Source organism: Aureibaculum flavum, from assembly GCF_016406085.1.
Lineage (GTDB): Bacteria > Bacteroidota > Bacteroidia > Flavobacteriales > Flavobacteriaceae > Aureibaculum > Aureibaculum flavum.
The window spans coordinates 624,498-644,907 of sequence record NZ_JAEHFJ010000003.1; the positions used below are offsets into that span (position 1 = coordinate 624,498).

Below are 20,410 nucleotides of genomic sequence, written 5' to 3' on the forward strand. Positions count from 1 at the left end.
CACTTCAATGCAAAAACCATTAGAATTTTATAAGTCTGAAAAGACAAAATACGAACTAGAATTAAGTACGTTAAAAAAGAAATTGGCTCTGTCAAGTACCATTAGGTTATTGCTTTTTGTAGCGATAGCATTGGGGATTTACCTCTTTTTTGCAAACCTTAAAATAGTAGCAGCAATTGCAATTATAGGCATTGCTCTTTTTTTGTATTTGGTGCTAAGACATTCAGATTTGCAATACAAAAGAGATTTTATCAAACAGCTATTAGCAATAAATAATACGGAAATTGAGATTATTTATGGTAATTATCTCGATTTAGATGCGGGTACTGAACATGAAAACCCAAATCATTATTATAGTTATGATATTGATCTTTTTGGAAAAGGATCATTTTATCAATTTGCTAACAGAACAGTAACAAAAGAAGGAGCAAGAGAGTTTGCTAATCAATTAACATTGAATAATATTGATGATATTGATAAAAAGCAAAATGGAATAAAAGAATTGTCTAAAATACCTAAATGGCGACAAGAATTTTCAGCTATTGGCAGTTTGGTTAATGTAAAACATCCGGCGAAGCATATTATAAAATGGATCCATAATTACAAAGCAGGTTTACCTAAATTCATGGCGTTTTTACCAAGAGTTTTTGCTTTAATTTCTTTGGTTTTGATTGTTTTGATCAGTGTTGACGTTGTTTCCTATCATTTTTTATTGGTTTGGTTTTTTATTGGCTTAGGTATTGCGGGTGCGTATTTAAAAAAGGTGAATGCTATTTATGATGATGCCGGAAAAGCAAAGGATACGTTTAAGCAATATCATAAATTGTTAGATAAGATAGAAGGTTCTACTTTTTCTTCTGAAATTTTGATTGCTCAACAAGAAGCCATTAAAACAGAAAAGGAAAAAGCCTCAGTTATTTTTAAAAAATTCTCAAAAATTTTAGATGCGTTAGACCAGCGTAATAATATGATAATGGCTTTTGTTGGTAATGGCTTATTATTATGGGATGCCAATCAGGCATTTAAAATTGAAAATTGGATAAATACGTATAGAGATAAAGTTGAAAATTGGTTTAAGGTCATTGCCTTTTTTGATGCCCAAAATAGTCTGGCAAATTTTGCTTTTAACAACCCCAATTATGTGTATCCAGAATTAAATGGAGATAAAAACGTAATTCAAGCCCAGCAATTGGGACATCCGTTGTTAAAAACCACCAATCGTATTGATAATGATTATACCATTGAAAACCAGCAATTTTTTATCATTACTGGGGCAAATATGGCGGGCAAAAGTACTTTTTTAAGAACCGTTTCTTTATCCATAGTCATGGCAAATATGGGCTTACCTGTTTGTGCAAAATCATTTGAGTATTCTCCTATAAAATTAATTACGAGCATGCGTACTACAGATTCTTTAGCAGATGATGAGTCGTATTTCTTTTCGGAATTAAAACGCTTAAAGTTTATTGTAGAGCAAATAAAATCTGATCGTTATTTTATAATACTTGATGAGATTCTAAAAGGAACCAATAGTACCGATAAAGCTATTGGTTCTAAAAAGTTTGTACAGAAACTGGTAGCTTCAAATTCTACAGGAATTATTGCTACACACGACCTTAGCCTTTGCGAAATTGAAAAGGAACTCACGGCTATTAAAAACTATTATTTTGATGCTGAAATCATCAATGATGAACTGCATTTTGACTACCGACTAAAAACAGGGGTTTGTAAAAATATGAACGCTTCGTTTTTATTAAAGAAAATGGAGATAGTTTAGAAAATAGTTATATAAGTTATTCGCAGATAGCAATTGCATTAGGTATTGGAATAAACTTTTTTTTAATATTCACTCGTAACAGACAATGGAATAATTTTGGAACGGGTTTATTTTTAACAATACCTCTCTTTATAATTGGTTTAATTGGAGTTATTCTTTACAATGACTATAGAGTTCATGGCAGAACATTATTGTTTCTGAATATAATGTCACCTCTAATTCTTGTAATTCTGTATTATATTTTAAAAATTATAAGTATTAAATATCAAAAAGAGATTTTTATTTAATTGTTAGGGGCTCTAAGTATCTATATAATAGGGGTTATAAAATCACAAAAATCGATCATTTTTTTACAATAGTCTTGTTGCTTTATTTTGCTTTAATAAATGGCCTTACAATTTTTCTCATTAAGAATTGGCTTATCTAAACGAATACAATAACACTTTCTCATTTTCTTTTAATAGTTCATCCAACTCATCTAAAACGCTAACAGAAACTGTTGGGCAGCCCCAACTGGTTGCAATGGGGTTTGGGTAGGTTTCTTTTTCAGGCATTCCTTTCCAGCCATGTAACACCACAATTCTTTTACGCATATTACTGTTGGTTTTTTCAAGACCATCTATCCAATATTTATAATTTTTCCCCCAACTGCTATAGGCTCTTTCGCCCATAACCGCCATTCCCAACGAACTACAATGGGTTTCACTCTTATTGCTGAAAACTGTCGGAATTCCTGTAGTATTTTTTCCTTTACCATCACCATGGCAAACCAGCTCTTTTTTTAGGATACTGTCCTTTTTTAAATCAACTACAAAAAATCTGTTTTTACCGCTATGTATGCTATAATCAATCATAAAAGCAATGTCTTTGTTGTAATTGCCTTTTTTTGCAAATGCCTTAATGTGACTTATCTCATCAGAATAATCTAATACCTCAGTCTCAATAGTAATAGTTTCATTGCTAACAAAAAGGTTTTGTTTTTCTTTTTTACAAGAAAAAAAGGATAAGATTATTATTAATATTGTAAAGTTTTTATTCATATTTAAAATTCAAAAAAAACACCAACCCTTCCGCCCTTAAAAATTCAGTAAGCCTTAAAAAAACGTTTTGGCACCTCCCCTTGAAAAAAGGTTAGGAATTTTGTTTTCATATTTTTATTCATAGCAATTTTCCCTACCTTTTGGATTAACAAGAAACGAAATACATTTTGTTTCGAAGTTACCGAGTGAAGCTCAACTATGGATGTGCATTAACCCATACTTCACCATCCACAAAGTGTTCTTTTTTCCAGATTGGAACTGTTTCTTTTAAGGTATCTATAGCGTATTGGCACGCATCAAAAGCGGCCTTTCTATGAGCTGAAGAAACAGCAATAATTACTGGAATATGACCAACTTGTAACTCACCTTCAGCATGGTGAATCGCAATTTTTAAAATGTCAAAATCGACCAAGGCTTTATCAGCTATTTTCTGCATTTCTTTAATTGCCATGGGTTTATAGGTAGAAAAATCTAATAACGTAACTTCCTTACTTTTTGTTAAATTACGTACAGTACCTACAAATAGGGCAATTCCGCCACAAGAAGCATCTTGAACAAAGTCGTAACACGCTTGTAAATTCAGTTTTTCTGTAGTAACATGTATTGAGGTGTTTTCCATAAACCAAAATTAAGCAATTATAAAGCTTATTTATACCTGAATTCAGGGGTTTTAAAAACTCAAGCCAAACACAACACCATTAGTAGCCTTGCCGTTAAAATAAGATCGTACATAGTCAATACGTAAAAATCTGAATTTACCGAAGCCTATATTATCCAACCCAACTGAATATTCAGAATAAGGTGTATTATCAGGCGTAAATAAAGCCTTAGCACCAACAACCAATTGAAATTGCAATTTATTTAGTAAAGGAATTTTTCGTAACAAATAGCCATTAAAATGATGTTGAGCATGGAACTCTGCGTATTGATCGTCTGTACTTAAATTGTAATAAGGCAACAAATAAAAACTATTGGTATAGTTCAAATCTAGATTTACATGGGTTTGATTTCCATTAAAGTGTTTGTAATCTGTAAAGGAAAGTTCATCAGTATTTAAAAATTTACCTGCTTTTATGTTATAAGAAAAGGTTCCTTTATTGCCAAATTTTAAATCTTGATATAGTCGTGCTTGTACCAAATCATAATTATATTTATTTTCGCTCGCGGCAAAACCTTTAGTATATCCGATGTTTAAAGCAGGATATTTGGTTTCATATAAATTTATTTTTCGATCTGGGTAAGAAATATATTTTTGTCCAAATTTAATGGTAGCACCTAACGAAAACTTATAAATACTATGTTCGTCAAAAGGGGTTGATGTATAATTATCAGGCTCTAGCGGATTATTAGAAGAGTACTGTTCATCATCTTTGTTCAGAATTACCCAATCGGCATTGTTAAATAAAGGTTTTCTGTTTTCGTAGCTAATTGAAGAGTTCATTCGTAAGCCATTAAAAATTTCTTTTCCTCCACTAATAGAAGCGAAAGTTTTATCGTAATATTTTGCATAATTATCTTCAAAGAATAAGGAACTCACCGCATTAACTATAGGGGCAATGGGTTCTGATTCGTTAAATTGCATAATTTTTCTACCACCATTTATACTTACATAAGAATTGGTTTTTCCATTAAAATTATAGGTAAACCCACCACTCAATCTCAATTGGTCATCTGACAAACCATAATCTATTTTGGATCTAATATTAAAACTTCTGTTTTCGTCTTTATAATACTTATAATAAGAGATATCCATATTGGTATGCCATCCTTGCACGGTATTAAACATAGAATTGAAGACTGGTGAGCCAATGTTTAAACCCCATTTTTCATAAGTATTCGAATAATTATAGCCAGTTAGCACATTCATTATTTTGAATTTATTCCGCTTAAGATCTATGGAATCTAAGTATTTTTCTGACTGTCTAATTTCTTTAATGCTGTCTTTTAGTTGATAATCATTCATTTCTTCGGCGGTTAACGGAATGGGTCTCATATTCTTCCAAAAAAGACTATCCTTCTTATTGGCTTTGTCCTCAATTGAAAGAATTTCATTGGTAAATGTGGCTTTTGTAAAGTTGGGTTGAAAATTATAATCGCTATATACACCTGTAAAACGTCCATCTACGTTAATGCCAAACATGCCAAAAACAAAATCTATACTTTGAGAAAATAGTGGCCACATTTTGTCTTTTTCAGAATAAGAATAACTCTGTTTTAACGTCAACTTTTTAACCATAGGTTGTTGTATTTGTTTACCGGTAACTGAAAGGTCTACAGCAAAAAATTCCCAACTGTTTTCAACAATATAGATGAATCCCGTAAAGGCATTATCCGTAGTTTTTTTAGGGGCAACCTTTATTTTGTTAATGAGAAACTCACCTTCATAATAACTATTAACCAAGGTGTATTTATAATAGTTAAAAGCGTAATTCGCTATTGGTGAAACAATATTTTCGCCGAGGTTTATCAAGTTCGTATAAACGTTAAAATTTACTTCAGATGCTTGATTAAAACTAAAACCACTATCATCTCCACTAACCTTAGAAGCCAATATGTTTTCTTTAAATTCCTTTTCGCTCTTGGTAATTTTAGAAATCGTTTCAGAAAGATAAACAACGCCACTTCTTGTTGAATCCAAACCACCACCGAGGTCACCCAATTCAAAACCCATAATTTTTTCAGGAGCATCTTTAATCCGATAAATACCTCGCGAATAAAAATCGGCTGTAAAATTGGACGTTTTCTTTAAATTTTTATCTTTTTCAGCAATTGCAGCTCTGATAATTCGATGAGCAGGATTGTCTTTAGTACTTATTTGAACTTCATCTAACGCTAAAGCATCCTCTTTTAAAACGATATTCAATTCAAAAGGTAATGCGGTTATATTAACCTCTTTTTTTAATGTTTTGAACCCTAAATATTGAAAAATGATAGTGTAATTACCTGTTTTATTAATATCTAATTGGTATATACCATCATCATTTGAGGTTGTACCATTATATGATCCTTGTAAGTAAATATTTACAAATGGTAAAGCCGTATTGTTTTCGTCGGTAACTGTCCCTGTAATTTGAGCTTGTGCGATAGAGCAACTAATAAAAAGGAGTAGTGAGATTTTAATATTCATTGAGGTTGATTTAGTTATGAGCAAACCTAAATTTTTAAAATGGGCTTGGATAATAAGAATTTGTTAAAAATAGAGGCTGTTTTCTTTAATTATTGTTAAAATTTGCTGAAAGACACTGCGTTTTGGATATAAATAGAATTGAAATTCCCTATTTTTGCAGACCATAATTTAAGATAAAAAACCAATGAAGACCACATTTAAAATTGTAGCTATTTTAGAAGGATTGTCGTATTTAATACTGCTTTTTATAGCAACTCCCATAAAATATATTGGTCATGATGAATCATGGGTTAAAATGTTTGGAATGCCACATGGTTTGTTATTTGTGGCGTATGTAGTTTTGGCTTTTTTGGTAAAATCGGAATATAAATGGGATAACAAGACATTTTTAATTGTCTTGGCTGCTTCTATAATACCATTCGGTACGTTTTATGTCGATAAAAAATATTTGAGAGCATAAATTTAAGTAAGATTTCTGTTCCACTTTGTAAAGAATTAAAAATGTGTTTCATTATCCTCCACTTACTGGTGGAATGATGGCAATTACGTCATTGGCTTTGATTAAATATGTATCATCAACATAGTTTTCGTTAACGGCTACTGAAAAATTCTTATAAGGAACGAGTTTTGGGTATTGTTCAATCAATATGCTTTTGAAATCGGTTATCGTTGTATTGGGAATTATTTCTAATTCTGTTGTGTTTTTACCAACAATATCTTTAACAATGCCAAAAAGCAATAGTTTTATTTGCATCTCGTTTTATTTAAATCAGTTCAATTGCATTACTTTTGCTAAAGTAAAGATATTAAGTTAAAAATGACATGCCAACTGAATTTAACATAGCTGTTAAAAGTGGGTAATAATGTATTACATGAATAAAATTTTCCCAATATTAGATTGGTTACCAAACTATAAAACCTCGTTTTTAAGAGGAGATATATTTGCTGGTTTAACTATTGGTATTATTTTAATTCCTCAAGGAATTGCCTATTCCATTATTGCAGGTTTACCACCTATTTATGGTTTATACACGGCTTTAATTCCGCAATTGATATATACTATTTTTGGAACTTCTAAACAATTATCCACTGGTCCTACAGCATTAGATTCATTAATTATTGCTTCCGGAGTATCTACATTAGCAATTGTAGGTACAGATAATTATATTACTACCGTTTTGTTACTCACCATAATGGTGGGTGCACTACAATTCTTGGTGGGTATATTTCGACTGGGTTTTATCGTTAATTTTTTATCCAGACCTGTTTTAACCGGGTTTGTATCTGCCGCTGCTATTATAATAGCCTTTAGTCAGTTAAAAGATTTATTAGGTTTAGATGTAGCACGAAGTAATCAAATTCACACTATAATTGTAAATCTTTTTGAAAAAATAACTGAAATTAATCTGAATACTATATTGATTGGTTTGGGGTCGATTTTAATTATTTATGGATTAAAAAAAATACATAAAAAATTACCAGGTCAATTATTGGTCGTTATTATAGGTATTTTGGTTATGAAATGGTTCGGCAATTACCTATCTGATGTTGAAATTGTAAAAGATATCCCGAAAGGTTTACCTCCATTTTTAATGCACCATTTTGACGTGTCGCTTATGCAAAAGTTACTGCCAATAGCATTAACACTTGCTTTCACAGGATTTTTACAAGGAATATCAATTGCAAAAACCTTAGATGAAGATGTAATTGATTCCAATTTAAAGCCAAATAAAGAATTAATTGCATTAGGTTTAGGTAATATGGTAGGGTCATTTTTTGGAGCTTATACTTTTACAGGAAGCTTTTCTAGATCTGCAATAAATAAAGAAGCCGGTGCTAACACAGCAATGTCTAATGTGGTTGCTGCTTTGTTTATTTTAATAACCATTTTATTTTTGACTCCAGTTTTTTATTATTTACCCAAAACAGTACTTGCCGCCATAATTATTACTGCAATTTTAGGCATGATAAAAGTCAAAGACATGAGGTTTTTATGGAAAACCGATAAGAAAGACTTTATAATGATGTTGGTTACTTTGATTATTACGCTAACTGTCGGAATAAAAGAAGGGATTATGGTGGGTGTAATGGTTTCTATTTTTGCGGTTATTTTTGAGACTTCAAGACCACATATGGCAGTATTAGGTAAGGTGCCCAATACAGCTCACTTTTACAGAAATAAAGGGCGGTTTAATGATGTTGAAATTGATAAAGAATTTTTAATCGTTAGGTTCGATTCGCAATTATATTTTGCAAATACCAATTATTTTAAAGAGAAATTGGACGAATTAGTTTATGAAAAAGGTGAAGATTTAAGGCTTATTATTATCGATGCCGAAGTTATAAGTAATATTGATAGTAGCGGTGTTTTCGCTTTAAATGAACTTTTGAAAAAATACAATAGTAGAGGAATTAAAATATACTTTACAAATATAAAAGGCCCATTAAGGGATGCTTTCGCTAAAAGTGGACTGATAAATCAGATTGGAGTAGAAAATTGTTTTATGAGCATTCAAGAAGCCGTAAATAATTATCTGAATAAAGATAATCTCGATCAAGAGAGAAAATATACGCAGTATTTAGATCAAGTAAATTAACAACCGCATTTTTTATTTGACTATTTAGTCCATTCATTTTTACGATGAACAAACTTTTTTAACCCCTGACATCATTTGTCAAAACCACGGCTACATTTGCATTATGTTTAACCATAAAAATCTATAAATTATGAAAAGTGCAATCAGTTGGTTTGAAATTCCTGTAACGGATTATAACAGAGCTAAAAAGTTTTATACCACCGTGTTGGGAATTGGAATTACCGATCATCCCATGCCAGACGGTACCATGGAATATGGTGTATTTGACTATAAACCTGAAGAGGAAGGGGTAGGTGGAGCCATTTTTAAAGGTGATGATGCAAAACCATCTATGGAAGGTGTTACCGTTTATTTGAATGGTGGCAATGATCTAAGTCTTCCTTTAAGTCGCGTTGAACGTGCTGGAGGTAAGGTTTTATTACCAAAAACAGATATTGGTGAAAATGGATTTTTTGCCTTACTTAAAGATACGGAAGGTAACAAAGTAGCATTGCACTCCATGTCTTAATAAATAAGAGACGAGAAAAAAAGAGGTAAGAATCTGGACAAATAAATCTTGAATCTTGCCTCTTTTCTTTTACTATATTTGTGAATCATGCAACAACTCTCTAGACTCATTGCCATATTAACCTTGTTAAAATCAAAACGAATTTTAACGGCAACGGAGCTTTCTAAAAAATTTGAAGTTAGTATTAGAACCATTTATAGAGATATTAAAAAATTAGAAGTTGCTGGCGTTCCTATTATCACTTTGGAAGGCAGAGGCTATAGCTTGATGGATGGTTATGTTGTGGCACCGGTTCAGTTTACTGAAAAACAAGCCAATGCGTTAATTACTGCTCAACATTTGGTAAACAAATCAAATGATGCATCGTTTGTTAGTGATTTTGAGGAAGCGATGACTAAAATTAAGTCGGTTTTTAGAACGTCTATTCAACAGAAAAGTGAATTACTACATAGTAAAATTCGAGTTTTTGATTTTAAACAAGAAATAATTTCCAGTAATGCTCTTTCCGAATTGCAATTGGCCATTACTAATTTTAATTTAACTGAAATTAATTACCGTAAGGCAGATCAAGTTGATGCTACTTTTAGAGTTATTGAACCATGTGCCATATTTGCCACAGACAATAAATGGATTCTAATTGCGTGGTGTCATTTACGAAATGATTATAGAGCATTTAGAGTAGACCGAATTCAAAACTTTAAAATTTTGCCCAGTCAATTTGAAGATAGGAAATTTGAATTTGAATCTTTTTATAAGTCACGCCCTTATAACCCTTAACAATTCTTTGTAATTTTTGTTACTTTATTTTCTTATATTAGTCAGTATCTTTGCAAAATTGAGAATTTTACGCCTCTATTTAAAATAGGCAAGATTAATATTAAAAGTAAAATATGATTATAGAACAAATTTATACCGGCTGTTTAGCTCAAGGTGCATATTATATAGAAAGTAACGGTGAAGTTGCTATCATTGACCCTTTAAGAGAGGTGCAACCTTACATTGACAAAGCTGAAAAAGACGGAGCAAAAATCAAATATATTTTTGAAACACATTTCCATGCTGATTTTGTAAGTGGACATGTAACATTGGCGGAAAAAACGGGAGCAACTATAGTTTTCGGACCTACTGCTAAAACAAACTTTAAATCGCACATCGCTAAAGATGGAGAGGTGTTCAAATTAGGTGATATTACTATTACGGCATTGCATACACCTGGTCATACGATGGAGAGTACTTCCTATCTTTTAAAAGATAAAAATGGAAAAGACCATGCTGTTTTTAGTGGTGACACCTTGTTTTTAGGAGATGTTGGTCGTCCAGATTTAGCTCAAAAAGCGGGTGTGCTTACCGAAGAAGATTTAGCGGGTTACTTATACGATAGTTTAAGAACTAAAATAATGACGTTGGCGAATGATGTTATTGTTTATCCTGCACACGGAGCAGGTTCTGCCTGTGGAAAGAATTTAAGTAAAGAAACTGTAGGTACTATTGGTGGGCAAAAAAAGACCAATTATGCGTTAAGGGAAAATATGACCAAAGAAGAATTTGTAAAAGAAGTTACAGATGGTTTATTACCGCCACCACAATATTTTCCTTTAAATGTGAAGATGAATAAAGAAGGGTATGAAAGTATAGATGCGATTTTGAGTAAAGGGACTACACCGTTATCTCCAGATGAATTTGAAAAAATAGCCAATGATACTGATGCTTTAATTTTAGATGTAAGACATGAATCAGAATTTATTAAGGGATTTATTCCTAGATCTATTTTTATTGGTTTAGAAGGTGGTTTTGCACCTTGGGTTGGAGCCTTGATAAAAGATGTAAAACAACCCATACTATTAGTAACTCCAGAAGGAAAAGAGGAAGAAACAGTTACAAGGTTATCTAGAGTTGGTTTTGATAATACGTTGGGTTACCTTAATGGAAGTTTTGATGCTTGGAAAAAATCGGGTAAGGAAATAGATACGTTAACGTCTATCTCTGTAGAAGAATTGGAACATAAAATGGATGATAAAACAGCTATTTTTGATGTTAGAAAGCCTGGGGAATATGCCAGTGAACATATAGTTGAAGTACCTAATACACCTTTAGATTTTATCAATGATTATATTTCTGAGTTTCCTAAAGATAAAGAATTTTATGTGCATTGTGCAGGTGGATATCGTTCTGTAATTGCTGCTTCTATCTTAAAAGCAAGAGGATATCACAACGTTATTGATATTGCTGGTGGTTATGGAGCCATTAAAGAATCAAGTATTAATAAAACGGACTATGTTTGTCCATCAACGTTGTAAACTTACGGTCACTTCGATTGTTTTCTTAGAAGGGATAGCATAGAAGAAATTGTATTGAGAAATATGTATAGAGTTTTTAAAGAGTTGGTAGGTAAGATTCAAAAGTAATGGTAAAGTGAATTATAACATAAATAATAATTAAAATATATAAATGAAAAATTTAACATTAAGCCTTTTTGTAGTAATAACGTTGCTGTTTTCTTGTAAAAACAGCTCGCAAAGTAATGAGAAGAGTACTACAGTAGAGGTAGTTAAACCAGTAGATTTTAACGCTAAAGTTGAAAATAATACAGTACAACTTATAGATGTTAGAACTCCAAAAGAATATAATGCGGGACATTTGAAAAGCTCGAAAAATATTAATGTTTTTGATAAAAATTTTATGACGCAAATGGAATCGTTAGACAAGTCGAAACCTGTTTATGTATATTGTAAAAGTGGAAAGAGGAGTGCCAATGCATCTTCCAAATTAAAAGCAGCTGGGTTTACAAAAATATATGACCTTCAGGGCGGTTTTTTAGCTTGGTCAAAAGAAAATTTAGAAATAGAAAAATAAAGATAAAATGACAACAATAGAAATACTTAATCTTAAATGTGGAGGCTGTGCCAATACTATTAAAAAAGGAATACTTTCAGTTGATGGCGTTTCTGAAGTAAATATTGATTTAGAAACCTCAAAAGTAAGTGTAGATTCAGAAAATGAAACTGTATTAGATAGTGTGAAAGCTAAACTATCTAAAATGGGCTATCCAGAAGCTGGTGATACGAATACCATTATGCATAAAGCAAAATCTTTTGTGAGTTGTGCTACGGGTAGAATGGGAGAAAAAGTATAAAATGGCGTCTTTTAGTGAAATTATCAACCAAGATATTCCTGTTTTGGTTGATTTTAAAGCAGATTGGTGTGGTCCTTGTAAAATGATGACACCGATACTTAAAGAAGTAAAGCAACAACTTAAAGATGGTGTAAAAATCATTAAGATTGATGTTGATAAAAATCAAGCCGTTGCCTCAAAATTTCAGGTAAAAGGTGTGCCAACATTGATTCTATTTAAAAAGGGTAAGCAAGTTTGGAGACAGTCTGGAGTGTTACAGGCTAGTGAAATTGAACATATTATTCAGCAACATTAATGAAATTGTCGCTCTTTCAGTAATAACCTCTAAGTTTGTTCGAATGACTTAAAATGATTAAAATGAACGAACTAATCAAGCAAGAAAGTTGGTGGAATAGAAATTGGAAATGGTTTTTACCTTTGATTGGAGTTACGGTTGTTATTGTATTTTTAATCTTTTCGGAAGTAGGAGGAATGAGTGTTGATATAGCTAAAGCATATTCAGAACCTGACCTTTATGATAATGCATTTGAAAAAGTTAAATCTGACAAAAGAGTTATAGAATTGTTGGGTGAAATAGAACCAACTGATAAACTCGCAATTTTAGAGGGTGTTGTTAAATATTCAAATGAAAAGAAAACTGTATATACATCAATTCGTATAATCGGAACAAAAGGGAGTGGTAGAGTTGATATTTCTGCTGACCTTATTGATAACGTATGGAATTATAAAAAAATCAACGTTCGAATTAGAAGGCCAGTAAAAAACAAGCAGACTATTGAGGTCTTAACATCCTCGGAATGATGATGGGTGTTAGAATATTGTTAAAAAAAATGCCAGTATTCCTTTATTTAATCAAAATATTTCTACTCTTCCAATAGCTCATTAATGGCATCTAAATTGGGAGCCAAAATAATTTCTATACGTCTGTTTTTTGCTTTTCCTGATGAAGTTGAATTACTAGCTACTGGCATAAATTCACCACGGCCGGCTGCGGTAACTTGTTTTTGAGGTACATTATTGTCTACCAATATACGTACAATGGCTGTCGCTCTTTTTGTAGATAAGTCCCAGTTATCAATTAACACCCCTTTTCCTCCATATGGAACATTATCTGTGTGACCTTCAATCAATACATCAATATCAGGATTTTCAGTTAAAACGGCTGCTAAGTTGTTTACAGCTCTTTTACCTTCACTATTTACAGCCCAGCTACCAGAACTAAATAATAGTTTATTTTCCATAGAAACATACACTTTACCGTTCTTACGCTCTACAGTTAAGCCTTTCCCTTCAAAACCTTGTAAGGCGGCTGAAACAGCATCTTTTAGCTGTTGCATAGCCGCTTCTTTTGCAGCTATTAAGCCTTCCAGTTGATCTACTCTTGCTGAACGTTCACTCAATTGACTTTGCAATTCTGCTAAACGTTCACTTTCTTCCGTAAGTTTTGCTTCCTTATCTTGTAATTCTACTAATAGTTTTCTGTTTTCTTCTGCTTTTGCAGATAGTTGTTGTTCACTATCATTGGCAAGATTTTCAAATTCTGCCTGAAGTTTGTTTTTTTTATCTTCCAGTTGATTTACTGCATTGGTAATTCGTTCTTTTTCTTCCGCTAAATTATCTAGTTCGGATTGTAGTTTTAAACGAGCTTCTTCTAAGTCCTTTTTTTGATCTATCAAATCTTGATTTTCACTAAATAGAGCTTCGTTACTCCCTCTTAGTTTGTCGTATTTTTCTTCAAGTTCAGTATATACTTTTTTAGAAACACAAGAGCTCAATAAAGTTAAGGTTAGGATTAATAAGGCTGCTTTTTTCATTGTATATTGTTTTTCGATTATATAATTTCATTCATACATTTGTCATTCCGAGGTACGAGGAATCTTTTTAATTTGAGTTACCATTTATGAGATTCTTCACTACATTTCATTCCGTTCTGAATGACAAGTAATAAATTTGGTAGTAACTATTCAATTTCCACACCAATCGGACAATGGTCTGAATGTTTGGCTTCTGGTAAAATATACGCTCGTTTTAAACGCGATTTAAGAGGTTCTGACGCCATGCAATAATCTATTCGCCATCCTTTATTATTGTTTCTTGCATTGGCTCTATAACTCCACCAGCTATAATTATCAGGTTCTTTGTTAAAATGTCTAAAAGAATCTATAAAACCACTATCAATAAACTTGCCAATCCACTCTCTTTCTACAGGTAAAAATCCTGAAACACCTTTCATTTTAGGATTGTGGATATCTATCTCTTCATGACAAATATTATAATCGCCACAGATAACTAAATTCGGAATTTCTTTTTTAAGGTTGTCAATATATTCTAGAAATTCATCCATATAATTGAGCTTAAAACCTAATCTAGCATCATTTGTACCAGACGGTAAATATAAACTCATTACAGAAACGTCGTCAAAATCAAGACGTAAATTCCTACCTTCAAAATCCATTGTTTCAATACCGGTACCATATTCTACATGGTTAGGTTTTATTTTAGAAAGCACAGCAACACTACTATATCCTTTTTTTTCGGCAGAAAACCAATAATGATAATGATAACCTGCTTGTTCAAAAATTTCTAAGTCCAATTGTTCTTTATGAGCTTTAGTTTCTTGGATGCAAATGACATCAGGATTAGCCGCTTGCAACCATGTCATAAACCCTTTTTTTAAAGCAGCTCGTATACCGTTTACGTTGTAGGAAATAATATTCATCAATATGTAATGTTGTTAATTAATTACCATTTCTGGTATGTCACCTTCAATAATCAATTTGCCTTCAGTTGCATTTTTAATTTCTTCAACAGACACACCTGGAGCTCGCTCCAATAATTTAAATCCGTTTTCAGTTACTTCTAAAACAGCAAGGTTACTTACAATTTTTTTAACACACCCTACACCAGTTAATGGCAATGAACATTTTTTAAGTAATTTAGAATCTCCATGTTTGTTGGTATGCATCATAGCAACAATTATATTTTCGGCAGATGCTACTAAATCCATAGCACCACCCATTCCTTTAACCATTTTACCTGGTATTTTCCAATTGGCAATATCTCCATTTTCAGCTACCTCCATGGCACCCAATACTGTAAGTTGAACATGTTGACCTCTAATCATAGCAAAACTATTGGCAGAGTCAAATAAAGAACCTCCGTCTAAAACGGTTACGGTTTGTTTACCCGCATTTATTAAATCAGCATCTTCTTCGCCCTCAATAGGGAAGGGGCCCATGCCTAATAAACCATTTTCACTTTGAAATTCAACATCAATTCCACTGGGAATATAATTTGCCACTAACGTGGGAATACCAATACCTAAATTAACATACCAACCGTCTCTCAACTCTTGAGCAATTCTTTTTGCTATACCTATTTTATCTAATGCCATAGTTTAAGATTTGGGAGTTACAGTGCGTTGTTCAATTCTTTTTTCATAAGCTACACCTTGAAAAATTCGTTGTACAAAAATTCCAGAGGTATGTATTTGATTTGGATCTAATTCTCCTGCAGGGACAAGTTCTTCTACTTCTGCAACAGTTATTTTACCAGCCATTGCCATAAGTGGATTAAAATTCCGTGCCGTACCTTTAAATATTAAATTACCTGCAGTATCGCCTTTCCAAGCTTTTACAAAGGCATAATCGGGTTTAAAAGCATGTTCAAGTACATACATTTTACCGTTAAATTCTCGTGTTTCCTTTCCTTCAGCAACTTCAGTACCGTAACCGGCAGGTGTGTAAAAAGCAGGAATGCCTGCCCCTGTGGCTCTACATCTTTCCGCTAGTGTACCCTGTGGTATAAGTTCTACATCTAATTCACCACTTAACATCTGACGTTCAAACTCATCATTTTCGCCTACATAAGACGAAATCATTTTTTTAATTTGGCGTTTTTGAAGTAATAATCCCAAACCGAAATTATCAACACCTGCATTATTAGATATACAAGTTAAATCAGTAACTCCTAATTTTTCTAATTGCGAGATACTATTTTCGGGTATGCCACATAGCCCAAAACCACCTAACATTAAGGTCATTCCAGACTGAACCCCTTGTAAAGCATCTTCAACGTTTTTTACAACCTTATTTATCATTTCATTTTATTTAAAATTCAGGGTCTACTTCAATAGTATTTTGATCTTCTTCTTGCTGTTTTTTATATTTTTCACAATCTAATTCAACACTAAAGTTAGCTGGTTTTTTAAAAGCACCATCGCTAATTTCAAGATCTTTGTTGGCATAACATTTTTTCATATACAATGCCCAAATTGGTAGTGCCATTGATGCACCTTGGCCTCTTCCAATATCAGCAAAATGTATAGATCTCTCTTCACCACCAACCCAAACGCCAGTAGTCAAATTAGGTACAAAGCCCATAAACCAACCATCAGATTGATTTTGTGTAGTACCCGTTTTACCACCAATAGGGTTTTTAAATTTATAGGGATGACCCGAAACAATACTGTCTGGATAACTTCTAGCACCATTACGTAAACGAGCTCCAGAACCATATTGTGTAACACCTTCTAACAAATTAACCACGGTATAGGCAGATTCTTCACTCATCACCTCTTTGGTTTCTGGTGTGAAATTTTCTAATACCGTTCCATTTTTATCTTCAATACGTAATATCATTATTGGTTTTACATACATACCTTTACTAGGAAACGTATTGTATGCACCAGTCATTTCAAACAGAGATAAATCTACCGTACCCAATGCTATTGAAGGCACTGCGAGGATATCGCTTTCAATTCCTAAGTTTTTCGCCAATTTAACAACATTTTGAGGTGTTGTTTTGTCAATTAATTGAGCTGTTATAACATTGGTAGAAGTTGCTAATGCATTTTTTAAGGTTTTAAATCCACCATATTTATGATCCGCATTTGCAGGAGCCCAATCTTTATCCAATCCATATTTTCCTTTAGGGATGGTCCATATGGTATTAGACAATTCTTCACATGGAGAGAGCTGTAATTGATTGATTGCTGTAGCATATACAAAAGGCTTAAAAGTTGAACCTACTTGACGCTTACCTTGTTTTACCATATCGTATTGAAAATGCTTATAGTTTATACCACCAACCCATGCCTTTACATGACCTGTTTGTGGTTCCATAGACATTAAACCAGCACGCATAAAATATTTGTAATACCTAATAGAGTCCATTGGAGTCATAATAGTATCTATATCTCCTTTCCAAGAGAATACACGCATTTCTGTTTTTTCGTTAAATGATTTTTTAATGTCAGCTTCAGAAACACCAGCTTTTTTCATACGTCTGAATCTATTGGAGCGTTTCATTGCAGATTCCATATTCCGTTCAATTTCCTTTACTGTTAAATCATAATAAGGAGCATTCTTGTTCTTTTCTTGTTGCTTGTAAAATACCCGTTGTAGGTTTGACATATGTTCTTTCATAGCATCTTCAGCATACTGTTGCATGCGAGAATCTAGGGTAACATAAATTTTTAGTCCATCACGGTAAATATTATATTCAGTACCGTCTGGTTTTTTATTGTCTTTTACCCAAGTTTTTAAGAAACCACGTAAATATTCTCTAAAATAAGTGGCAACACCATAACCTGTATCTTCTGGAGAAAAATTAATTACCATTGGTAATTTTTGCAAAGAATCTTTCTCTTCTAGAGAAATAACTCCATTTTTTTCCATTTGTTTAAGCACCACATTTCTGCGTAATAGTGTTCTTTCTTTTTTACTTTCTCTGTGGGGATTGTAAAGACTAGGGTTTTTAAGCATAGCTACCAATACAGCAGCTTCTTCCGTTTTAAGTTCTTTAGGTTCTTTGCCAAAGTAAATACGAGCTGCAGAACGAAGACCAACGGCATTATATAAGAAATCTTGCTTGTTAAAATACATAGTAATGATTTCTTCCTTGGTATATTGACGCTCTAATCTAATTGCAATAATCCACTCTTTAATTTTTTGTGAAAGTCTTTCCACAAGGTTTTTAGATCCTTCGCCATGAAACAACAGCTTTGCCAATTGTTGTGTAACCGTACTGGCTCCACCATCTTTACCTAATTTAACAAATGCTCTAGTAGTACCATAAAAATCAATACCAGAATGTTCATAAAAACGAACATCTTCAGTGGCAACTAAGGCTTTTACTATATTTTGAGGAATGTCTTTGTATTTTATCGGGGTTCTGTTTTCATTAAAGTATTTACCCAATGTTTTATCATCAATAGAGATAACTTCAGTTGCTAAATTATTTTCAGGGTTTTCAAGTTCTTCAAAAGAAGGCAAAGGGCCAAAAACGCCAATAGAACCTAGAAAAAATAATAGAGCTATTAATCCGAAGCCACCTAAAAACAGTATCCAAAGCCATTTGGTAAATTTTTTAAATGTAGCCGTGTTATCTGGTTTTTTTTTACTCATTATTGTTCATTTTTTCAATTTGTATACCTACATCTGTTACACCTTTTAACGATGTTATTCCATCAACTTCTCCACTTTTACGCATAGCTTGCTGAATGGAGATGTTGTAAGTGCCAGTTGTAGGGAAAATTACATTGCTTTTAAATTCTAAAACGTTTTCTTTAAGATCGGTTAAACCTTCACCTAAAAATTTACCGTCTACATCTGCCATTTCATATTCTAACGTATCAACAACCTTATAATTGTTAGGAAAATCAATCCCTACAATTAAAAATAGATTACTGTAGGCATAGTCGTTATTATTTCTGAGATTTATATACACATTATTTCTAGAAATAGTATCAATTGGACTAAATTCAAATTTGACAAGAGAATCTTTATGCCATTCGGCATTTGGCATTGATTTGTATTGATTGAAAACTAAATTATCATTACATGAAATTAATGCTATTGAAACGAAAAGTAAGCCTAAAATATTACGCATTTTTGCGGGGAGATTTTCTTTTATTATTTCTGTTTTTTCTTCTTTTGTTACTCTTATTTCCTTTGTTTTTGTCAAATCTAGTTAAACTGTCTTGACCTACAACATTTGTAAAAGCAGCTTCAGGTTCAGCAGGGACATTTATTTTAGAGGCATACATTTCTAGACTAGCTACTTTTTTTCCTTCTTTATTTATTTTGATGATTTCGTTTACTTGTTCTGCTTCTAAATCTACCCATTGCATTGGGTTGTCTTTGTAGGCATACCAGAGTAACCCTTTAAAAATATCCATTTTCTGGAAAACAGCGGTTCCTTTTTCCGTTTGAAGCCAGGTATCTGTTTTTGGGAAATTTTTTAAAGCATCTAAATAAGAATCTAATTCATAATTTAAACAACATTTAAGCTTACCACATTGTCCGGCTAATTTTTGCGGGTTTAATGATAATTGCTGGTATCTAGCGGCTGAGGTGCTTACAGATCTAAAATCAGTTAACCAAGTAGAACAGCATAACTCGCGACCACATGAACCAATTCCACCGAGTCTAGCAGCTTCTTGACGTAGACCAACTTGTTTCATCTCAACTCTTATTTTAAAAGTTGTAGCCAATTCCTTGATTAATAATCTAAAATCGACACGATCATCAGCAGTATAGTAAAACGTTGCTTTGTTACCATCTCCTTGGAATTCAATGTCTGAGAGTTTCATTTTTAGACCTAATCTCGAAACTATTAATCTAGATTTTCGTTGAACCTCCTGTTCTTTATCTCTTGCAGTTTGCCAAACTTCTATATCACGTTGCGAGGCTTTTCTGTAGATTTGTTTTACTTCTTCACTATCAAAACTGACATCTTTTTTACGCATTTGAATTTTAACCAATTCTCCTGTTAAAGAAACAGTGCCAATATCATGTCCTGGTGAAGATTCTACAGCCACAACATCGCCAATAGCGATGGCTAAATTTTTTGTATTTTTAAAAAAATGCTTTCTACCGTTTTTAAAACGTACTTCAGAAATGTTAAAAGAGGATTGCCCATTTGGCAATGTCATGTTAGAAAGCCAGTCGAAAACTGTTAATTTATCACAACTTCCAGTACCACAATTCCCATTACTTTTGCATCCTTTCGGTACACCATTTGTATCCGTAGAGCAACTATTACAGCTCATATTTTATATGTTATATTTATAATTATACGCAGAAATGAGTATAATGTAAATTCGTTTTCAATTAAAACACAATAGATTTTCTACTGAATCGTTTTAATATTTAATTAATTTGTAAATATAAATATAATTCATAACATTAAAAGTTAATAAAATTATATTTAAAAATTAGTACTTT

Annotated in this window: 21 protein-coding genes; 10 read left to right on the forward strand and 11 right to left on the reverse strand. The window is 32.4% G+C overall.

Annotated features, from left to right (window positions below; all coding sequences use genetic code 11):
• The first annotated feature begins 7 nt into the window (after positions 1–7).
• Positions 8–1,777 carry a MutS-related protein gene (locus tag JBL43_RS08630; RefSeq protein WP_198841039.1) on the forward strand — a complete coding sequence of 590 codons (1,770 nt, stop codon included), beginning with the start codon at positions 8–10 and terminating at the stop codon, positions 1,775–1,777.
• 419 nt (positions 1,778–2,196) lie between these two features.
• Here JBL43_RS08630 and JBL43_RS08635 read toward each other — a convergent pair whose 3' ends face one another.
• The 3 genes from JBL43_RS08635 to JBL43_RS08645 form a co-directional block, all read right to left on the reverse strand.
• Positions 2,197–2,817 (reverse strand): murein L,D-transpeptidase catalytic domain-containing protein, encoded by a 621-nt coding sequence (locus JBL43_RS08635; protein WP_198841040.1) that lies wholly within the window; start codon positions 2,815–2,817, stop codon positions 2,197–2,199.
• A gap of 196 nt (positions 2,818–3,013) precedes the next feature.
• On the reverse strand, positions 3,014–3,436 hold the full coding sequence (locus JBL43_RS08640; protein WP_198841041.1) for a molybdenum cofactor biosynthesis protein MoaE: 423 nt from the start codon (positions 3,434–3,436) through the stop codon (positions 3,014–3,016).
• Between the two features lie 51 nt (positions 3,437–3,487).
• Positions 3,488–5,944 carry a DUF5686 and carboxypeptidase regulatory-like domain-containing protein gene (locus JBL43_RS08645; protein ID WP_198841042.1) on the reverse strand — a complete coding sequence of 819 codons (2,457 nt, stop codon included), beginning with the start codon at positions 5,942–5,944 and terminating at the stop codon, positions 3,488–3,490.
• 184 nt (positions 5,945–6,128) lie between these two features.
• Here JBL43_RS08645 and JBL43_RS08650 point away from each other — a divergent pair, with 184 nt between their 5' ends.
• Positions 6,129–6,404: a DUF3817 domain-containing protein gene (locus tag JBL43_RS08650; protein WP_117883869.1), complete on the forward strand. Its 276-nt coding sequence runs from the start codon at positions 6,129–6,131 to the stop codon at positions 6,402–6,404.
• A 51-nt stretch (positions 6,405–6,455) separates the two neighbouring features.
• On the opposite strand, the gene JBL43_RS08655 is transcribed toward JBL43_RS08650, so the two are convergent.
• Positions 6,456–6,698 carry a MoaD/ThiS family protein gene (locus JBL43_RS08655; protein ID WP_198841043.1) on the reverse strand — a complete coding sequence of 81 codons (243 nt, stop codon included), beginning with the start codon at positions 6,696–6,698 and terminating at the stop codon, positions 6,456–6,458.
• Positions 6,699–6,816: 118 nt separating this feature from the next.
• Here JBL43_RS08655 and JBL43_RS08660 point away from each other — a divergent pair, with 118 nt between their 5' ends.
• From JBL43_RS08660 to JBL43_RS08695, 8 genes are all read left to right on the forward strand, one after another.
• On the forward strand, positions 6,817–8,541 hold the full coding sequence (locus JBL43_RS08660; RefSeq protein WP_198841044.1) for a SulP family inorganic anion transporter: 1,725 nt from the start codon (positions 6,817–6,819) through the stop codon (positions 8,539–8,541).
• A 130-nt stretch (positions 8,542–8,671) separates the two neighbouring features.
• Positions 8,672–9,049, forward strand: a complete 378-nt coding sequence (locus JBL43_RS08665) for a VOC family protein (RefSeq protein WP_198841045.1) — start codon at positions 8,672–8,674, stop codon at positions 9,047–9,049.
• Between the two features lie 87 nt (positions 9,050–9,136).
• Complete coding sequence (locus tag JBL43_RS08670; protein WP_198841046.1) at positions 9,137–9,826, forward strand: helix-turn-helix transcriptional regulator; 690 nt, start codon at positions 9,137–9,139, stop codon at positions 9,824–9,826.
• A gap of 113 nt (positions 9,827–9,939) precedes the next feature.
• Positions 9,940–11,346 carry an MBL fold metallo-hydrolase gene (locus JBL43_RS08675; RefSeq protein ID WP_198841047.1) on the forward strand — a complete coding sequence of 469 codons (1,407 nt, stop codon included), beginning with the start codon at positions 9,940–9,942 and terminating at the stop codon, positions 11,344–11,346.
• A gap of 151 nt (positions 11,347–11,497) precedes the next feature.
• A complete protein-coding gene (locus JBL43_RS08680) occupies positions 11,498–11,902 on the forward strand; it encodes a rhodanese-like domain-containing protein (RefSeq protein WP_117883875.1) in 405 nt (134 codons plus the stop codon).
• A 7-nt stretch (positions 11,903–11,909) separates the two neighbouring features.
• Positions 11,910–12,182 carry a heavy-metal-associated domain-containing protein gene (locus JBL43_RS08685; RefSeq protein ID WP_117883876.1) on the forward strand — a complete coding sequence of 91 codons (273 nt, stop codon included), beginning with the start codon at positions 11,910–11,912 and terminating at the stop codon, positions 12,180–12,182.
• Between the two features lies 1 nt (position 12,183).
• Complete coding sequence (trxA, locus tag JBL43_RS08690) at positions 12,184–12,477, forward strand: thioredoxin (protein ID WP_198841048.1); 294 nt, start codon at positions 12,184–12,186, stop codon at positions 12,475–12,477.
• A 62-nt stretch (positions 12,478–12,539) separates the two neighbouring features.
• Positions 12,540–12,983: a cytochrome c oxidase assembly factor Coa1 family protein gene (locus JBL43_RS08695; protein WP_198841049.1), complete on the forward strand. Its 444-nt coding sequence runs from the start codon at positions 12,540–12,542 to the stop codon at positions 12,981–12,983.
• Positions 12,984–13,045: 62 nt separating this feature from the next.
• On the opposite strand, the gene JBL43_RS08700 is transcribed toward JBL43_RS08695, so the two are convergent.
• From JBL43_RS08700 to JBL43_RS08730, 7 genes are all read right to left on the reverse strand, one after another.
• Positions 13,046–13,996 carry an OmpA/MotB family protein gene (locus JBL43_RS08700; RefSeq protein ID WP_198841050.1) on the reverse strand — a complete coding sequence of 317 codons (951 nt, stop codon included), beginning with the start codon at positions 13,994–13,996 and terminating at the stop codon, positions 13,046–13,048.
• Between the two features lie 146 nt (positions 13,997–14,142).
• On the reverse strand, positions 14,143–14,901 hold the full coding sequence (locus JBL43_RS08705) for an exodeoxyribonuclease III (RefSeq protein ID WP_198841051.1): 759 nt from the start codon (positions 14,899–14,901) through the stop codon (positions 14,143–14,145).
• Between the two features lie 15 nt (positions 14,902–14,916).
• The gene (locus JBL43_RS08710; protein ID WP_198841052.1) at positions 14,917–15,576 is read right to left on the reverse strand and encodes a 3-oxoacid CoA-transferase subunit B; all 660 of its coding nucleotides are present in this window, start codon (positions 15,574–15,576) and stop codon (positions 14,917–14,919) included.
• Between the two features lie 3 nt (positions 15,577–15,579).
• The gene (locus JBL43_RS08715; protein ID WP_198841053.1) at positions 15,580–16,281 is read right to left on the reverse strand and encodes a CoA transferase subunit A; all 702 of its coding nucleotides are present in this window, start codon (positions 16,279–16,281) and stop codon (positions 15,580–15,582) included.
• A 10-nt stretch (positions 16,282–16,291) separates the two neighbouring features.
• Entirely contained in the window at positions 16,292–18,589 is a 2,298-nt protein-coding gene (locus JBL43_RS08720; protein ID WP_198841054.1) for a penicillin-binding protein 1A, read from the reverse strand.
• Positions 18,582–19,073 (reverse strand): gliding motility lipoprotein GldH, encoded by a 492-nt coding sequence (locus JBL43_RS08725; protein ID WP_198841055.1) that lies wholly within the window; start codon positions 19,071–19,073, stop codon positions 18,582–18,584. Before JBL43_RS08725 ends, JBL43_RS08720 begins: the two co-directional genes overlap by 8 nt.
• Positions 19,066–20,235, reverse strand: coding sequence for a PSP1 domain-containing protein (locus JBL43_RS08730; RefSeq protein WP_198841056.1), 1,170 nt, complete (start codon positions 20,233–20,235; stop codon positions 19,066–19,068). The genes JBL43_RS08725 and JBL43_RS08730 overlap by 8 nt, the downstream gene beginning before the upstream one ends.
• Between the last annotated feature and the right edge of the window lie 175 nt (positions 20,236–20,410).

Coding starts and splice junctions, on each gene's coding strand:
- JBL43_RS08635 (WP_198841040.1), bottom strand. CDS start 2,817: ATGAATAAAAACTTTACAATATTAATAATAATCTTATCCTTTTTTTCT.
- JBL43_RS08730 (WP_198841056.1), bottom strand. CDS start 20,235: ATGAGCTGTAATAGTTGCTCTACGGATACAAATGGTGTACCGAAAGGA.
- JBL43_RS08720 (WP_198841054.1), bottom strand. CDS start 18,589: ATGAGTAAAAAAAAACCAGATAACACGGCTACATTTAAAAAATTTACC.
- JBL43_RS08660 (WP_198841044.1), top strand. CDS start 6,817: ATGAATAAAATTTTCCCAATATTAGATTGGTTACCAAACTATAAAACC.
- JBL43_RS08710 (WP_198841052.1), bottom strand. CDS start 15,576: ATGGCATTAGATAAAATAGGTATAGCAAAAAGAATTGCTCAAGAGTTG.
- trxA (WP_198841048.1), top strand. CDS start 12,184: ATGGCGTCTTTTAGTGAAATTATCAACCAAGATATTCCTGTTTTGGTT.
- JBL43_RS08665 (WP_198841045.1), top strand. CDS start 8,672: ATGAAAAGTGCAATCAGTTGGTTTGAAATTCCTGTAACGGATTATAAC.
- JBL43_RS08640 (WP_198841041.1), bottom strand. CDS start 3,436: ATGGAAAACACCTCAATACATGTTACTACAGAAAAACTGAATTTACAA.
- JBL43_RS08715 (WP_198841053.1), bottom strand. CDS start 16,281: ATGATAAATAAGGTTGTAAAAAACGTTGAAGATGCTTTACAAGGGGTT.
- JBL43_RS08725 (WP_198841055.1), bottom strand. CDS start 19,073: ATGCGTAATATTTTAGGCTTACTTTTCGTTTCAATAGCATTAATTTCA.
- JBL43_RS08655 (WP_198841043.1), bottom strand. CDS start 6,698: ATGCAAATAAAACTATTGCTTTTTGGCATTGTTAAAGATATTGTTGGT.
- JBL43_RS08675 (WP_198841047.1), top strand. CDS start 9,940: ATGATTATAGAACAAATTTATACCGGCTGTTTAGCTCAAGGTGCATAT.
- JBL43_RS08630 (WP_198841039.1), top strand. CDS start 8: ATGCAAAAACCATTAGAATTTTATAAGTCTGAAAAGACAAAATACGAA.
- JBL43_RS08700 (WP_198841050.1), bottom strand. CDS start 13,996: ATGAAAAAAGCAGCCTTATTAATCCTAACCTTAACTTTATTGAGCTCT.
- JBL43_RS08680 (WP_117883875.1), top strand. CDS start 11,498: ATGAAAAATTTAACATTAAGCCTTTTTGTAGTAATAACGTTGCTGTTT.
- JBL43_RS08650 (WP_117883869.1), top strand. CDS start 6,129: ATGAAGACCACATTTAAAATTGTAGCTATTTTAGAAGGATTGTCGTAT.
- JBL43_RS08685 (WP_117883876.1), top strand. CDS start 11,910: ATGACAACAATAGAAATACTTAATCTTAAATGTGGAGGCTGTGCCAAT.
- JBL43_RS08670 (WP_198841046.1), top strand. CDS start 9,137: ATGCAACAACTCTCTAGACTCATTGCCATATTAACCTTGTTAAAATCA.
- JBL43_RS08695 (WP_198841049.1), top strand. CDS start 12,540: ATGAACGAACTAATCAAGCAAGAAAGTTGGTGGAATAGAAATTGGAAA.
- JBL43_RS08705 (WP_198841051.1), bottom strand. CDS start 14,901: ATGAATATTATTTCCTACAACGTAAACGGTATACGAGCTGCTTTAAAA.
- JBL43_RS08645 (WP_198841042.1), bottom strand. CDS start 5,944: ATGAATATTAAAATCTCACTACTCCTTTTTATTAGTTGCTCTATCGCA.